Consider the following 16143-nt stretch of genomic DNA (forward strand, 5'->3'; position numbering starts at 1 on the left):
CGCTTCGGTTATGGGAGTGCTTTGCTCCGGCACAGTCGGCTATACATTGTGGTGGTACAACCAGGAAACCAAGCCCGACCGAAGTGCCCCCGACGTAGTTGCATCAAGCTTTCTGCGTGCACTTTTGGTCGAGCGTGACGACTCTCAAGCCGTCCTTTATGTATGCGAAGACGGCGCGGCTCTGAATCACATATATGCGCTCAGAAAGGAAATAGAGTCACGCGAGCAGCGTTATCAGTCTCGGTTTCGCGTTTCTTGGGGAGAGCTAAGAGTATCTGGTGAGGGTCAAACACGGCAGGTCGAAGTCAGTCTTCGCTTGGCAACCACCGTAGACGACTTTCCACAGACAGATATCCAGACTTGGCGTCTAAGTATTCAGAATGAAGGCGGCTGGCGCGTCTGTGGGGCAAGCCGTAGCGCATAGACTATTCCAGCCACGCTAGATGGACTGGGGTTTCTAGGGTTTTGGGGAGTTGGCCGGTCCAGGACCAGCGGTACCAGTCAAGCTCGGCGGCCACCCGTAGGCAGATGTCGCCTTCCGCGTTGCTGTAGAGATCGGTGACCGCTCGCAGATCGCGCCGTTCGACGCCGTCCACCATCTGCACCACCCGCCGCCCCAGCACGCTCGGCGCGTCGATCACCGGAACCGGGTCGCGGGGAGTCGGCGCGTCCAGCGACACCAGGCGGGCCAGCACGTCGCGCGGCCCGTCGGACACCGGCGTCGAGCCGATTGTCTCGATCCACACCCGCTCCTGCGGCACCAACGGCGCGAAGACCTCGATCTGCTCCGCCTCGGCCCGGTACCACTCCTGCTCCTGCATGATCGGCACATAGGTCCGGCTGCCCTGCACCACCCGCTCGTCCGCCCGAAGGTCCGCGCGCCATCCGAGCCCGGGCAGCCCGGTGATCACCCGTCGCCCGCGCAGGTCACCACCGGCGGTGGCCGGCATCGGCACGATGGCCCGCGGCGGGCGCGGCGCCCAGTCCGGCTGCCCGGCGAACGGGTCCTCCGGCAGCGGCTCCCGGCTCACTGGCCACCGTCCAGCGACGCACCCTGGTCCTTCATGAACGACACCGGATTGACCGCGCCGGACGGCGAGCGGTCGTTGTTCACGTGCACCTCGAAGTGCAGGTGCGGGCCGGACGAGTTGCCGCTGGAGCCGACCCGCCCGATGACCTGTCCGGCGTTGACCACGTCGCCCACCTTCGCGGACGGCCGTTCCACCATGTGGCAGTACCGGGTCATCAGGTTGCCGGCGTGCTGCACCTCGACGAACCATCCGCAGCCGAGCTTGCCCGGGTAGCCGTCCACGTTGCAGCTGCGGCCGGACGCGTCGTTGTCGCAAGCCGCGACCGTGACGATCCCGCTGGATGCGGCCCAGATCGGTGCGCCCTTGGCGACGATCAGGTCGACGCCGTCGTGGTCCGGCCGCTCGGGCGTACGGAAGCCGGACCCGACCATCGCCTTCACCGGAATCGTCCAGCCCGACGCCGCGACCTCACCCGCGGCCGCGCACCGCAGGTCCGTGCCGCTCCCGATCGCCCGGGCGGCGCCATTCGCCAGCAGGTTGACGATCTGGGTGGCGATCGGCTCATGCTTCGCGTACGCGTCCGGGTAGGCGCTGCGTTGCACCGCCTGTGCCGCCGCGGTGAGCGACATGTCCTCCCACCCCGCCACGGTCACCAGTTTCTCGTAGAACTTCGTGGACGCGTACGCCGGGTCCTGTAGCTGTTCCGGTGTGCCCCAGCCCATGCTGGGCCGCTGCTGGAAGAGGCCGAGCGAGTCGTGATCGTTCCGGTCGCCCAGGAACCCGAGGTTGGAGAGCCGGGACTCCTGCATGGCGGTGGCGACCGCGACGACCCACCCGCGGGGCGGCACGCCCATCGTCGACCCCACGTTGATGATCACCGCCGCATTACGAACCTGAACCTTGCCGTACGGTCCGATCGCCGGCAGGTTGCCGTCGGCGCTCACGGGGCCGCCCTCCCCACAGCCGTACGCGCTGAGGGTCATGGTGTTGTCGTCGACGCCGCCGAGCCCACCGAGGAAGAACGCGCTTACCGTACCGCCGCAGCACAGCAGCGTGAGCGTGGCCGTGAGCGCGATCGCCAACGCGATACGCCGTATTCGCAACCTGGGGCGAGGCGCGTCCTCGTAGTCACTCACGCCCGTCTCTCCTCAGTGCGGCGCGTCCATCCCGGCTCATGCCCGTTCCCAGTCGACGCTGTCCACCAGCCAGCGGCCCTCCGGCGCGACCAGCGTGAGCCGCAGCGTGCCGGAGTCGACGGGCAGTGTCACGTCGACCACGCTTTCCGCGTACGACGCGACGACCGGCTCGCCGGTGATCCGGTCCGCCGGAACACCCGCCGGATCGACGCCGCCCAGCTTCGCGGCCAGCGATTCCGTCGCGTGCGGCAGCATCCGGTCCAGCCACGCCTCCGCAGAGACGTTCTGATGGTCGATCCACGCCGCCGCGAACGCGTACCCGACCGCTTCCGGCTTGGCTCCGCCCGGACTGGTCGACGGCGTCGGCGGCGCCAGCGAGGAGACCGGCCCGTCGTAGTTGTAGCTCGGGTCCACCGACGGTCCGGCGGCCGTCGCCGTACCGCCGGAGACGACGGTCGGCCCGCGATCCGTCGCGTTCCCGGAGAAGCCCCGGGCGACACCCACTATGAGCAGCACGACCGCGAACAGTACGATCGCCACCCCGGCCCGGGATCGCAGCAGGCGCTTGACGATCAGGTCGAGGAACCGGCGCACCCGTTTCTCACCTCGCCTCGGCACGCACCCGCGGCGTCTGCGGCGCGGTGGTGGTCTGGCCGGTGTCCGGTCGATAGATCGCATACGACGACGGCGCGTCGGCCACGTCCGGTTCCGTCCACTGCGCGGGCTGCCGCGTCCTTCGCGGCGCGGAACTTCCGCCGCTCTGACCACCGCTGCCGCCACCGCCGGCCACGGCCGGCTCCGCGTCGGCCACGTGTTCGGCACCATCCGGACGGGTACGCACCTGCGGCGCGCTGGTGGTCTCCGCGCGCGGAGACGTGTGCACCGGATCCTCCAGACGTGCTTCCGGCCGTACGTTGATCTGCTCGACCGTCACGTCACGCTGCTTGATGCTGCGACTGCCCCGGTCGTCACTCTCGTCGGCCCCGATCCGCGATGCCTCCCGCAGATCACGGAAGATCCGCCGCGACCACGAATCCGCCGCCGCATTGTTCTTCCCACCCATCTGCGTAATCCGCCGATACGGCCGCAACAGCATCCAGCCCACCACGCCACAGAGGAACACCAGAACGACCTGCAGCCACCCCGGCAACGTCGCCGTACTCATGATGAGGTCAACCGCAAAAAGATAGATCGCAGCCCCGGTACCGAAGATAGCGATGTTGAAGACGGCCGCAACCACCGCGTTTGCCAGTCGCCGCAGCCCTTCCCCGGCCGGCCGCAACAGCCCCACAGTTCCGAGAATTGGGGCCGCGATAACTGCCCACCGGAAAATCAAGAAACCAAGCAATACCAGGACGGCGGCCGTGATGTCGAAGAGAGCAAACAAGACCGCCGCCAGCATCGCGATGAATCCGGCTCCGATCCGTTCCATTCCCTTGGTTCCCTGAAGGTATTCGTAGGCCTCGGGATCCTCCGTTTTAATCTGTTCTGCAACCTTCATCCATTGGCGATTTTTTGCCGCGATGGTGGCTTCGCGATCCGCAGGCGTTGCCCGTAGGCGCTCGACGTCGTCCCAGGAGTAGGAACGAGCATCATATAGTGCTTCGCCGTACTTTTTTGCAGTCTCGGAGTCGGCTGATCCCAGAATGCCGCGGAGCCAGTTGCGATATAGCATAGATTCCGTAACCGTGTCGCTGGCTCTTACGGCGGGCGGGCGCTTGTCGCGGCATGCCTCTGGATTGGGCATAGCGCATTTGTCGGGCGGTACGTCCTTCTTCGAAGGCCCGATTGCATCATGAACAACGCCGAGAGTGGTTATAAGTGATGAGTCCGCAAGGTTTGCCGACTTCACTGGCCATGCTGCGATCGCGGTAACCGCAACCATAACAAGTAGTGCCCAGCCTGCTGTAGTCGTGGCATTGCTCATATCTGCTTGCTGCGACCGCCAGAGCAAATAGATACCCACGATGCACAGAGTGATTATGCCGAATACGCTGAATACCTTTTCGTATACTGCCTGGGTCGCTTGTTGGACTAGAGGGTCGGCCCAGCCCCACATGGTGCTCGGCTCCCATGCGCGCTCACGCAGGGCGTTGGAGGCGCCGATAATCGCTGTGGCGATCATGAACTCACCGTTGGCTACAGTGGTCTCAAACCTAAATTCAGGGGCGATCAAGGTCGACATGCAGCCGCCCTCGATATCATAGGTTGTATAGCTGTAGCCAGCATATCCGTAATCGCTGTAAAGGCCGCTTGGGCCTATTTCTTTAGATGATTCGGGTCGACTTGAGAACCAACCGGCGAATCCCGAGTCGGGGGCGGTCGGATCTGGTGCCTTTAAGCACTGCGCTCGCTGAGTTCCGACGTCCGCCAGTTTGTCTACGCATGAACGAAAATCGGTTTGCCATTGTTGTGTGGTGCAGAGGTCCCCGGGGGCAAGGGCGCCCGCCGATTCAATCAGAGCTGCTTGTGCTGGTGCTGCGAATGGCCAGCTGATTGTGGCCATTGCGAGGACCAGGGCGGCCAGGACCACCGCGCCCAAACGGCTCAAAGGCTGGCTCATGTCAGACCTCCACATCGCCCGCGGGATCCAGTGCCTCGAGGCCCGCCGGGGGTGGGGCCGCGGTGGGGGTGGTGTCGAGGTAGTCGAGGAGGCCGTCGACGTAACCGACGTCGACGCGGACCTTCTGGACGCGTCCGTCGACGTCTCGCATGATGAACTCGCGGAAGCCGAGCCGTGTCGCGGAGGAGCTGTCCACCTGGGACAGCGATGCGAGCGTCGCCTCGTAGCCGTCGTTGACGGGGACGCGGAGGAGCCGCAGGGCCTCGGAGGCGATCTCCTGGTCCTCGGCGATGCGGCCGACGAAGACCGTTGAGACCAGGTTCTGCACGTCCAGGCCGAGGATGTCGCGTGGGTTCTGGGACGCGACCAGCGCGGCCAGGTTCCACTTACGCGAGTCGCGGGCCAGCCGGACCAGGAACGAACGGCCGGAACGCCAGCCCTCCATGAAGTGGGCCTCGTCCAGGCCGACCAGCTTGCGCGTGGTCATCGAGCCGCCGTAGCTGCGCCGGACGGCGAGCCGGTGTGCGGTGTGCAGCATCGGCAGGGCCAGCGATTCCTCGGCGGACCAGTATTCGCGTTCGATCTTCAGGTCGGGCAGGCGCAGGCCGGCCATGGTGATCACGGTGAGCGCGGCGTCGGCGCCGAGGGCGTCCGGTGGTGGTGAGCCGAAGAAGAGCAGGGCCAGTGGCATCTCGGCGGTGTCGAGGAGCAGGTTGGCCAGTTCCTTGCCGTCGTCGTTGTCCAGCTGGGAGAGCGTCTGCACCACGTGGTCGAGCGTGGAGGTCTCCTCGGCGGGGACCTGCCGGACGGCGTGCCGCAGCAGCGTGGCGGTGGAGGCCTGGCGGGCGACCTGCGGCGGGACCAGCATCGAGCAGATGTCCTGGACCAGCATGCGGCGCTCGGCCCGGGCGTTGGAGACGGCGATCTCGAACTCCCGGTCGCCGGCGGCGCCGGGCGCGAACTCGGTCCGTTTGGGCGTCGGGATCAACGCGTACGGCGCCAGCGTCCCCTGCTCGGAACCGGTCAGGTTCAGCACCCGGGAGTACGGCCGCAGCTCCGGCATCGCGCAGAGCCGGGCCAGCGGGCCGGACGGGTCGAGCAGCGTGACCTGCACGCCGCGCCGGGCGGCGAGGTAGCCGAGCGAGCCCATCAGCGTGGACTTGCCACCACCGGGCTCGGCGACGAAGACCGCGAGACCGGACCGCTCCCGGATCTCCATCGGGAAGTGCAGGTCGAGGAAGACCGGGCGGCGGCAGGTGCCGGCGGTGCGCCCGATCAGGTCGCCGCGCCGGTCACCGACCGTGGACGCGGCCTGCGGGAGTGCGGCGGCGAGCAGCCGGACCGGCATGCGCCGGACGTAACCGGTGTTCGCGATCGGCTCGCCGGGGATGAACTCGCGGGCCAGCCAGTCCTGGTTCTTCGGGTGCTGGAGCGAGATCCGCAGCTCCCGCGAGTACATCTGGATCAGGCGCCGGGCCCGCTCCAGGCACTCCTCGCGAGTGCGGCCGCTGACCGCGATCCGGTGCCAGCCGTGCGCACGCGCGGACTCGACGGGCAGGCCGGTGGTCATCTCGTCGCCGATGTGCAGCGCGCGCTTGGCCAGGCGTTCCAGCTCCGGTGGCGCGTCGATGCCGTGCTCGGCGTAGTCGAGCTGCTGGGAGCGGATCATCCGCAGCCGGTGCTCGAGGTTGCGGAATGAGTCGTTCGGACCGAGGATGTCGATCCGCGAGGAGAGCTCCATCGGCCACGGCAGCCGCTCGTGGAAGTGCATCCACGGCTCGTGCCGCTCCGGGATCTCCAGTGGTTCCATCCGGCCGACGGACAGCACGGCGACGTGCCGCTCCTCGCCGGTCATCCGGTTGACCAGCTTCACGGTCGAGCCGTACGGCGTGCGGTACCGCTCGATCTGCTCGGTGAGCGCGAGCATGTCGCCGCGCTCCCACTGCCCGTTGGTGATCGGGGAGAGCGGACCGGGCGGCGACATGCCGAGCGCGATCGACCGGTAGAGGAGCCACTCCAGCTCGCCGGGCGTGACCTGACGGCCGCGCATGCCGAACGCGTTGAGCACCTCGTCGAACTGCTCGACGGTGCGGCCGAGCTTCTTCCGCTCGCCCTCGGCGACGCCGCGGCCGAACATCCGCAGGATCCGCTCGCTGAGCGAGTCGCCGAGCGACCGCCGGGCGAACGTGACGCCGAGGTAGGTCTGGCCCTCGGAGTGGTTGACCGACATCAGGTGCCGCTGTGCGGCGACCAGGTGGTCGGACCAGGAGGTGCCGCCGGGTACGTCCGGGAGCGGGCGCAGCGTGTTCGTGTCGACCGTGCGCGCCCACTCGTCGGCCGGGAACGGCCGGTTGGTCCGCCGCAGGTGCAGCCGGAAGCCGGCCAGGCCCGCGTACTGCTCGGAGATCGCGGAGAGCAGCGCCTCGCGCTCCGCGTCCGGCCGGAACGCCCACCGCACCTCGGGCAGCCAGTACCACGCGGTCACCGTGTTCGGCGTGAACGTGAGGTGCCCGGCGATCTCGGTGATCGCCAGCTCGACCGCGGGGTCGCGGTCGCCGAACTTCTTCGGCGCGCGGGTCGGGATGACCAGCTGCTGCTGTTTCTTCTCCTTGGCCGGCTTGCGCGCGGGCCGCCGGTCGCCCTGCCGGACGGCCGGCAGGTTCCGCGCTTCGCGCGGCGCCGGGTCCAGTTCCACGGCCGGCTTCAGTTCCGTACCGGGCGGCGGAGCCGCCTCGAGACCATGCTCCGACGGTACGGACAGACGCTGGCCGGCCTCGGCGGAGGTGCCCGGCCCGGAGACGCCGAGGTGGGTGCCGGGTGCCGGCGGTGCGGGCCGCGATGGTCGCCCGTGTGTGCCGTTACGGCCGGTGGGTGGCCGCCCGCCACCACCGGTCTGCCGCTCACGCGCGGGGGCGGGAGCGGCCGTGGTCGCGGCGGCGCGGCGGTCGCGGGTCTGCCAGCGGCCGGGCGCGTGCTGCGGTGCGCCCGGCTTGCCGTTCTCCGGCCGTGCGGACGCGCTCGGTGACGCCACCCCGGCCGGCTCGGGCTCGCCAGCCGGCGACGGCTGCCCGGGCTGCTGCCCGATCGGCGACGACGACGCGGCCGGCAGCGGCTGCGCGCCGGTCAGCGGCTGCGCGCCGGTCAGCGGCTGAGCTGGCTGCGCGACCGGGGCGGGCGCCGCGGGGCCCGGTGCCGGCCGGGCCGGTGGTGCGGCCGGTGCGGGCCGGGGCGGCTGCGCGGCCGGCACGTGTGTGGTCGCGTCGTTCGGCGTACCCCCGAAGAGGTCGAGGAACGGTGAGTCGATGTCTGCGTTGTCGCCGCCGCGGGCCATGGTGGGCCGGCCTCTCACGGGCTGGGGCGCTTGGAAGCGCGCAACGGACCCGTGCCCGGGGTTCGTGACGAAGTCGGACTCGGTGGCAAGATCGGGCGCATCGTAGCCGTGCTGCTGCATACCGTTACCGATGTTGCCGTTCTGATCTGCGGCCGGGTGTGCGGAGCCCGGCTGGGACGACCGCGTCATGCGCTCGCCCCGCCCGAGGGCGTGCGTCGCAGGCCGGCGACCGGACTGAGGACGATCGTCATACCAGCTCCTCCCGAACGCGGATGCGAGCGGCGACCAGGCGGGGGTCCCGCTGCTCGACGGCCGGCTCGCGGGTGCGGCGCCAGTCGGTCAGCGCGGTGCGGATGACGGCCCGGGCGGGCCGGTCGGGGTCGACGTACCGGAAGATGAACGACGTGGAGACCATGGCGAGCGCGATCTCCCAGGCCGGGAACGCCTCGACCTCGAACGTCACCAGCCAGTGCAGGAACATGAAGAACGGCACCAGCAGTATGAAGACGCCGTACTGCGCATAGGGCAGGTGAATCGGGAGCGTGTAGCCCGGTGGGCCGAGGTAGACGAGCCTCGCCCGGTAGATGTCGTCGTCTGTCCGCAGTCTCATGCTCTGCCCCGCGGCCTACTGGAACATCAGGTCGATCAGGGACTCGCCCACGAAGAACAGCGTCGCCGCGCCCGCGATGAACGCCAGGCCGACGATGGCGATGGCGGAGCTGGTCAGCACCTTGGAGATCTCGCCCTTGCTGGCCCGGCCGATGAAGATGATGCCGAGCGCGGCGAGCAGGATGGGTGCGATCTTGCTGGCGAAGAAGCCGACGATGCCGTCCGTGTTGATGCCCGGCTCGGCCGGCTCGGCGGCGATGAACGAGGCGCTGGCGAGCGCGTCGACCGTATGCGTGACGAGCTCTATGGTGATCATTGGAGAACCTCCCCAGTCCGCGGCCGGCGTGGTGCCGCGGCACAGCAGTTGTCAAGCCTTGCGAGAACGCCGGCGGTCCGTGATGGCCGTCCGCTCAACGTTTCATGTCGCCCACTGCGGGTGACCTGGGCGTTTTAAGTATCTTGCCCCGACTCCTCAAGATTCGACGTCTGAATGCTGCGCAATTGCAAAGCGTACGGCTCGTCCCTGTCCCGAACAAGCTTCCCGGTCCGTTACCCGTGGTGCGCACGTGATTGAACGTGAGTCACGGATACCGTACACCTGTCCGAAGAAAATCCGGACAAGATCCAACTTTCCGCCCGGTACGGTGCGGCCCGATGGTATGACGGAACCGGGCCCGCCGGAGGGCTGTTCACCGGCTCGCTACCGTCTACCTGTGACTGATCTGCGCACCCTTCCCGGACCGGTCGTGATGGGAGTCCTCAACGTCACGCCGGACTCGTTCTCCGACGGCGGGCGGTACGCGAACCGGGACGCCGCGGTCGCGCACGGCATCGCGATGTGCGCGGACGGTGCGGCCCTGATCGATGTGGGCGGCGAGTCCACCCGCCCGGGCGCCGGCCGGGTGGACGCGGAGGAGGAGTCCCGCCGCGTGCTGCCGGTGATCCGTGATCTCGCCGCGGCCGGCGTGCGTGTCTCGATCGACACCACGCGTGCGTCCGTGGCGGCCGCCGCGATCGAGGCCGGCGCGGTCACGGTCAACGACGTCTCCGGCGGGCTCGCGGATCCGCAGATGGCCAAGGTGGTCGCGGCCGCGGGCGTACCGTGGATCCTGATGCACTGGCGCGGGCACTCGCAGCGGATGCAGCAGCTCGCGGTCTACGACGACGTGGTCGCGGAGGTGCGCGACGAGCTGTCCCGGCGGGTGGACGAGGCACTGGCCGCGGGCGTCGCGGCGGAGAACGTGATCATCGACCCCGGGCTCGGGTTCGCGAAGACCGCGGCGCACAACTGGGCGCTGACCCGCCACCTCGGCACGCTGCTCTCCCTGGGCTTCCCGCTGCTCTTCGCGGCCAGCCGCAAGTCCTACCTGGGCAGCCTGCTGGCCGGCCCGGACGGCACGCCCCGCCCGGCCGGTGAGCAGCGCGACGCGGCCACGGTCGCGACCAGCGTGCTCGCGGTCGCGGCCGGGGCCTGGGGCGTCCGCGTCCACCAGGTCCGGGACACCGCCGACGCGATCGCGGTCTGGCAGGCGGCCGGCGCACCCAGAGCGGTCTGGCCGGCCACCGGCACAGCGATTCCGGCCACCGACGCGGCGAATCGGGCCACCGACGCGGCGAACCCGGCCACCGACGCGGCGGACCGGGCCACCGATGCCGCAGGTCAGGCGACCGACGCCGCAGATCAGGCCACCGGCGCGGCGGACTCGGTCACCGAGGCGAAGCCGGCCGCCGGCGCAGCGAAGCCGGCCAGCGGAACGGCCGCCGGCACACCGGGAGTGGAGGGCGCATGACCGACCGGATCACGCTGCGCGGCCTGCGGGTACGCGGCCACCACGGCGTCTACGACTTCGAGCGCGCCGAGGGCCAGGACTTCCTGATCGACGTGGAGCTGGAGCTGGACCTGGCCCGCGCGGCCGCCTCCGACGACGTGACGGACACCGTGCACTACGGCGAGCTGGCCGGGCGACTCGTTGCGATCACGGCCGGCGAGCCGGTGAACCTGATCGAGACGCTGGCCGACCGGCTGGCCGCCGCGTGCCTGGCGGACGACCGGGTGACGGCCGCGACGGTCACCGTGCACAAGCCGCAGGCCCCGATCCCGCACGAGTTCGCGGACGTCGCGGTGACGTTGCGCCGGAGCCGTCCGTGACCCGCGCGCTGCTGTCGATCGGCGGCAACCTCGGCGACCGCGAGCGGAACCTGCGCGCGGCCGTGGCCGGGCTCGGCGACACCGTGCTGGTGGTGTCCGGCGTGTACGAGACGCCGCCGTGGGGCGACGCGGACCAGCCGTCCTACCTGAACGCGGCCGTCATGGTCGCGGCCGGGGACCACGGCCCGCGCGACTGGCTGGAGACCGCGTGGCGGCTGGAGGCCGAGGCCGGCCGGACGCGCGATCCGGAGCGCCGGTTCGGCCCGCGCACGCTGGACGTGGACGTGATCGCGGTCTGGGACGACGACGGCACGCCGGTCCGCAGCGACGACCCGGAGCTGACGCTGCCGCATCCACGTGCCCACCTGCGCGCGTTCGTGCTGCGCCCATGGATCGACATCGACCCGTTCGGCGTGCTGCCCGGTCACGGCACCTTGGACGTGCTGCTGCGGGAGGGCCCGGCGGCCGCCGATGCCGGAGGAATCGAGCCGCGGCCGCACATCAAGCTAGAGTTCTAACGTCAAGCTAGAGTTCTAAAGGTGAGCGAGCGCAGCGAGCAGGCCCCCAACCCGGCGCCCCCGCCGCCGACGATGGGCCCGACTCGGGCCTCCACCCTCCTGGTCGCCGCGCTGGCCGCGGCCGCGGTCGGGTGGTTGTTGATCAGTGGGCTCTACTACGGCGAACACGGCGTCTCGGTACCGTGGCTGCCCACCGTCACGATCGCCGCGCTGGCGGTCCTCGAGGCGTACCTGGCGTACAACACGCGGTCCCGGATCGAGCGCCGCCCCGGGCAGGAGCCGGTCGAGCCGCTGGCCGTGGCGCGCTTCGCGGTACTGGCCAAGGCGTCCTCGGTGGCCGGTGCGATCTACGCGGGCTTCTCCGGCGCGATGCTGGTCTGGCTGCTGATCGAGACGACCCGGGCGGCGGCGGAGGACCGGCCGTCCGCGGCCGGCGGGCTGATCGCCTCGATCGCGCTGATCGCGGCCGCGCTCTGGCTGGAGCGCGCTTGCCGGGTGCCGGACGACGACGACCGGAAGCGCTGAAATCGCGGCTGGTTAAACGGCCACAGGGGTGACGGCCGAGCCGCCGCGCGGGTACGGTGCGTCCGAACGGCCCCGCTGCGGTGTGGGCCGACGCGACAACGCAGGCACGGGCGCGGTGCTGCGTCACCACAGGAGGCGCGCGAGATGGCGTACGACGAGCCGGCCTACCGGCGGCGCGACGGCGAGACCGACTCCACGGCGAGGGTGACGGGCGGCTACGGGCAGCCGGAGACCGGTTATCGCCCGGAGGGCGGCCACCGCCGCGACGAGCAATACCCGCCGCAGTACGCCACCACGGCCGAGACGCGCGCCCCGGAGTACACGGAGGCGCCGCGCGTCTCGCTGGACGACGCGTTCGACGACCCGAACCACGGCGAGGTCGGCCGGGACCGGATGGCGGTCCACTTCCTCTGGGAGTTCGTGCTGCTGGTGGCCGGTGCCGGCCTTGCCTACCTGCTCTACGCCGGCCGGCCGGACGCGGTGACCGGTGCCGCGCTGGACACGCTGTTGGTGCAGGGCGCCACGCTCGGCCTGCTCACGCTGGGTGCCGGTGCCACGCTGCGCACCGCCGCGCCGAACCTGGCGATCGGCCCGGTCGCGGTCGCGTCCGCGCTGCACTTCGCGGAGAACGCGGACAACGGCGTGCTCGAGGCGGCCGGCGTGGCGCTGGTCGTCGGCCTGGTCGGCGGCCTGATCCTGGCGCTGGTGGTGGTCGGCTTCCACGTGCCCGGCTGGGCCGCGAGCCTGGCCGCCGCGCTCGGCGTGATCGTCTACATCCAGCTGCGGCCCGGCCCGGTGGACGTGCAGGGCGACTACGACCCGACCCGGCACGCGATCTACCTGTTCGGCGGCTTCGCGGCGCTGGCGGTCATCGGCGGCCTGCTCGGCCTGATCAAGAACGTGCGGCGGACCGTGGGCCGGTTCCGGCCGGTCGGCGACCCAGCGGACCGGCGTGGCGTGGGCGGCGCGGTGGTGACGACGCTCGCGATCGTGTTCTCCACGGTTCTTGCGGTGGTGGCCGGTGTGCTGCTGGCCGCCGGCGGTACCGGCCCGGTCGTACCGTCGGTGGGTCTGGAATGGACCGGCCTGGCGCTCGGCGCGGCGCTGGTCGGCGGCACCTCGGCGTACGGCCGGCGCGGTGGCGTCCTCGGCACGCTCCTCGCCGTCGTGGTGCTCACCCTGTTCCTGCGCTACCAGGACCTGGAGAGCTGGGACATCTCCACCTACGCCACGGCCGCGGTGGCGGTCGGCGGCGGCCTGGTGGTGACGCGCCTGGTGGAGACGTTCGGCCGGCCCGCTCCGGCGCCGGACACCCAGTGGACCGAGCCACCGGCCGCGACGACGTGGCAGCCGCCACCGCCGGCGGAATCGAGCCCGGCGCCGCGCACCGACCCGTGGGACAGTTCCCGCTGGGGATCCTGAGCCGCGTCGCCGTGATCCGGTTAGGCTCGCTGGCATGACCGGAGCATCTGCCGAGACCGGGGCGGGCGTCGGCGCGAACCACACCAGGTTCGCCGAACTCGACGCGCTGCCGACCGAGGAACTGCGTCAGCGGGCGTTCACGCTCGCCCGCGAGAAGCACGATCTGAAGTTCTTCTGGTCGATCGTCGAGCACCTGCCGCACGCGGACGACGCCGCGGAGCGGGACGACGGTCTCAGCTCGATCGGCCCGACCGTGGACCACGCGGTGGCGCTCTGGCGCGAGTTCACCGGCCACACGTCGTACGGCGAGAACGAGCCGATACTGCGGGCCGCGTTCATCGACTACCTGCTCAAGGGCGAATAGGAGACCGTGCGGCCGGGCACCGGGCCCGGCCGCACGTGCTCAGGAGAACAACCGGTCCCGGGGCAGCACGCCGACCTCGCGCCCGTCCGAGACGATCCGCACCCGGTCGGTGCCGGCGTCGAGCATCCGGGCCAGCGCGTCGTAGAGCGTGGTGCCGATGTCCGCGTCCGGCAGCCCGTCCGCCGCACCGGCCGGTTCCAGCATCTCGGCGCTGATCCGGGTCACGGAGAGCCGGCGGATCGCCCGGTCGGTGCCGACGAACTCGCGGACGAAGTCCGACGCGGGCTCGCCGAGCAGCGCGGCCGGTGCCGCGAACTGCTCCAGGTGGCCGCCCTCGGAGAGCACCGCGATCCGGTCGCCGAGCCGCACCGCCTCGTCCAGGTCGTGCGTCACCAGGACGATCGTCTTGCGCACCTCGGCCTGCAGTCGCAGGAACTCCTCCTGCAGCCGGGCCCGGACGATCGGGTCGACCGCGGAGAACGGCTCGTCCATCAGCAGCACCACCGGGTCGGCCGCGAGCGCGCGGGCCACGCCGACGCGCTGCCGCTGGCCGCCGGACAGCTCCTTGGGGTAGCGCCCGCCGTGGACCGACGGGTCCAGGCCGACCAGCTCGAGCAGCTCGTCCGCGCGCGCCCGCACCCGGGCCTTCGGCCAGCCGAGCAGCGTGGGTACGGTCCCGACGTTGGTGCGGATGGTCTGGTGCGGGAACAGCCCGACGTTCTGGATCACGTAGCCGATCCGGCGCCGCAACTGCACCGGGTCGAGCTTCGTCACGTCCTCGCCGTCGATCAGCAGCCGCCCGCCGGTCGGCTCGATCAACCGGTTGATCATCCGCAGTACGGTCGACTTGCCGCACCCCGATGGCCCGATCAGCACCGCCAGCTCGCCCGCCCCGATCTCCAGGTCGAGTGCGCGCACCGCCTTCGTACCGTCGTCGAAGGTCTTGCTGACCTGGTCGAGCGTGATGGTGGCGGCCTTCTGTCCGCCGTCCACGGTAGGTTCCACGTATGTCCTCTCGGCAATGGGTGCTTTCGAGCGTGCGGTACGCCGATGCCCCCGGCAACCCGTGGTTCTCCTGGCAGTATCTGCGGGACAACTCCGATACGGTGCTGTCCGCGCTGGTCGAGCACGTGACGCTGACCACCCAGGCGGTGGCGTTCGCTGCGATGGTCGGACTCCCGCTGGCCGTGCTCGCCTACTGGTTCCGGCCGCTCACCGGCCCGATTCTCGCACTCTCCGGCGTGCTCTACACGATCCCGTCGCTGGCGCTGCTCGCGTTCGTCGCCCCGCTGGTCGGCACCACCCGCCCGGCCTCGGTGCTGATCGCACTGGTGCTCTACGCGCTGCTGCTGATCGTGCGCAACACGCTCGCCGGGCTCAACCAGCTGCCCGCGGAGGTTTTGGACGCGGCGCGGGGCATGGGGTACGGACGGTTCGCCCGGCTGTTCCGGGTGGATCTGCCGCTGGCGATCCCGGCGATCCTGACCGGCCTGCGACTGGCCACGGTCTCCACGGTCGCGCTGGTCACGGTCGGTTCGCTGATCGGCTACGGCGGCCTCGGCGACCTGATTCTGGGCGGCTTCCGGAACAACTTCTACAAGGCGGAGATCCTGGTCGGCACCGTGCTCTGCGTGGCGCTCGGCCTGCTCCTCGACCTGCTGCTGGCCGGTGCCGGGCGACTGCTCACGCCGTGGACGAGAGGTGCCCGCGGATGAACGCGATCAACCAGGCGATCCTCTGGCTCAACGACCCGCTGAACTGGACGAATCCCGGCGGGATCCTGGACCGGCTGGGCGAGCACCTGTGGATCTCGTTCGCCGCCGTGCTGATCGGCTGCCTGGTCGCGTGGCCGATCGGGCTCTGGCTCGGGCACACCGGGCGCGGCGGCGGCGTGGTGGTGTTGATCTCCAACGTGACGCTCGCGATCCCGACGGTCGCGCTGCTGACCATCCTGCCGCTGACGCCGCTCGGCTTCGGCCAGCCGCCGGTGATCCTGGCGCTGGCCGTGTTCGCGGTGCCGCCGCTGCTGGCCAACGCGTACACCGGCGTGCGCCAGGTCGACCCGGAGGCGCGGGACGCGGCGCGCGGCATGGGCCTGTCCGGTCGTCAGCTGCTGACCAGGGTGGAGTTGCCGCTGGCCGTACCGTACCTGGCGACCGGCTTCCGGACCGCGTCCGTGCAGGTGGTGGCGACCGCGGCGCTGGCGTCGTTCGTGAACGGCGGCGGCCTCGGCCAGATCATCAGCGCCGGTTTCGGGCTCGGCATGTCGGTCGGCGGTGGGCAGATCCTGGCCGGTGCGCTGCTGGTGGCGCTGCTCGCGCTCGGCATCGAGGGCCTGCTGGCGATGCTGGAGCGGGCACTGACGCCGCGCCCGCTGCGCCGGCCCCGCCGGAGCCGGAATCGTCGCCGTCCGGTGACCGTCTGAGGGAATAAAAAAACCGATCACCAACGGGTACGGAAATGGATCATGACGATCCGGCCACAACTGATGGTGA

15 protein-coding genes and 1 pseudogene are annotated in these 16143 nt (G+C 70.3%); 8 read left to right on the top strand and 8 right to left on the bottom strand.

Annotated features, from left to right (window positions below):
- Positions 1–425: 425 nt before the first annotated feature.
- From J2S42_RS23505 to J2S42_RS23535, 7 genes are read right to left on the bottom strand one after another with little or no spacing between them, the layout of a single operon-like run.
- Positions 426–1031, bottom strand: coding sequence for a hypothetical protein (locus tag J2S42_RS23505; RefSeq protein WP_307242439.1), 606 nt, complete (start codon positions 1029–1031; stop codon positions 426–428).
- Complete coding sequence (locus tag J2S42_RS23510) at positions 1028–2167, bottom strand: M23 family metallopeptidase (protein WP_307242441.1); 1140 nt, start codon at positions 2165–2167, stop codon at positions 1028–1030. Before J2S42_RS23510 ends, J2S42_RS23505 begins: the two co-directional genes overlap by 4 nt.
- A 36-nt stretch (positions 2168–2203) precedes the next feature.
- Positions 2204–2761: a hypothetical protein gene (locus J2S42_RS23515; RefSeq protein WP_307242443.1), complete on the bottom strand. Its 558-nt coding sequence runs from the start codon at positions 2759–2761 to the stop codon at positions 2204–2206.
- Positions 2762–2768: 7 nt separating this feature from the next.
- Positions 2769–4730 (bottom strand): MFS transporter, encoded by a 1962-nt coding sequence (locus J2S42_RS23520; RefSeq protein ID WP_307242445.1) that lies wholly within the window; start codon positions 4728–4730, stop codon positions 2769–2771.
- A 1-nt stretch (position 4731) separates the two neighbouring features.
- Positions 4732–8250 carry an ATP-binding protein gene (locus J2S42_RS23525; protein WP_370879229.1) on the bottom strand — a complete coding sequence of 1173 codons (3519 nt, stop codon included), beginning with the start codon at positions 8248–8250 and terminating at the stop codon, positions 4732–4734.
- Between the two features lie 58 nt (positions 8251–8308).
- Positions 8309–8671 (bottom strand): hypothetical protein, encoded by a 363-nt coding sequence (locus J2S42_RS23530; protein WP_307242447.1) that lies wholly within the window; start codon positions 8669–8671, stop codon positions 8309–8311.
- Between the two features lie 15 nt (positions 8672–8686).
- Positions 8687–8986 (bottom strand): hypothetical protein, encoded by a 300-nt coding sequence (locus J2S42_RS23535; protein ID WP_307242448.1) that lies wholly within the window; start codon positions 8984–8986, stop codon positions 8687–8689.
- Between the two features lie 397 nt (positions 8987–9383).
- Between J2S42_RS23535 and folP the strand changes: the two are divergent.
- From folP to J2S42_RS23565, 6 genes and pseudogenes are all read left to right on the top strand, one after another.
- Positions 9384–10217: pseudogene (folP, locus tag J2S42_RS23540) on the top strand (dihydropteroate synthase); the annotation flags it as partial.
- 239 nt (positions 10218–10456) lie between these two features.
- Positions 10457–10819 carry a dihydroneopterin aldolase gene (gene folB / locus J2S42_RS23545; RefSeq protein WP_307242450.1) on the top strand — a complete coding sequence of 121 codons (363 nt, stop codon included), beginning with the start codon at positions 10457–10459 and terminating at the stop codon, positions 10817–10819.
- Entirely contained in the window at positions 10816–11337 is a 522-nt protein-coding gene (folK, locus tag J2S42_RS23550) for a 2-amino-4-hydroxy-6-hydroxymethyldihydropteridine diphosphokinase (RefSeq protein ID WP_307242451.1), read from the top strand. Before folB ends, folK begins: the two co-directional genes overlap by 4 nt.
- 72 nt (positions 11338–11409) lie before the next feature.
- Positions 11410–11862, top strand: a complete 453-nt coding sequence (locus J2S42_RS23555; protein ID WP_307248969.1) for a DUF3180 domain-containing protein — start codon at positions 11410–11412, stop codon at positions 11860–11862.
- Between the two features lie 144 nt (positions 11863–12006).
- The gene (locus J2S42_RS23560; RefSeq protein WP_307242453.1) at positions 12007–13284 is read left to right on the top strand and encodes an ABC transporter permease; all 1278 of its coding nucleotides are present in this window, start codon (positions 12007–12009) and stop codon (positions 13282–13284) included.
- Positions 13285–13318: 34 nt separating this feature from the next.
- Positions 13319–13648: a hypothetical protein gene (locus J2S42_RS23565; RefSeq protein ID WP_307242455.1), complete on the top strand. Its 330-nt coding sequence runs from the start codon at positions 13319–13321 to the stop codon at positions 13646–13648.
- Between the two features lie 39 nt (positions 13649–13687).
- Here J2S42_RS23565 and J2S42_RS23570 read toward each other — a convergent pair whose 3' ends face one another.
- Entirely contained in the window at positions 13688–14653 is a 966-nt protein-coding gene (locus J2S42_RS23570) for an ABC transporter ATP-binding protein (RefSeq protein WP_370879232.1), read from the bottom strand.
- A 2-nt stretch (positions 14654–14655) separates the two neighbouring features.
- On the opposite strand from J2S42_RS23570, the gene J2S42_RS23575 reads away from it, so the two are divergent.
- A complete protein-coding gene (locus tag J2S42_RS23575; protein ID WP_370879233.1) occupies positions 14656–15363 on the top strand; it encodes an ABC transporter permease in 708 nt (235 codons plus the stop codon).
- On the top strand, positions 15360–16073 hold the full coding sequence (locus tag J2S42_RS23580; RefSeq protein ID WP_307242461.1) for an ABC transporter permease: 714 nt from the start codon (positions 15360–15362) through the stop codon (positions 16071–16073). The genes J2S42_RS23575 and J2S42_RS23580 overlap by 4 nt, the downstream gene beginning before the upstream one ends.
- Positions 16074–16143: the final 70 nt, after the last annotated feature.

This window comes from Catenuloplanes indicus, assembly GCF_030813715.1.
GTDB lineage: Bacteria > Actinomycetota > Actinomycetes > Mycobacteriales > Micromonosporaceae > Catenuloplanes > Catenuloplanes indicus.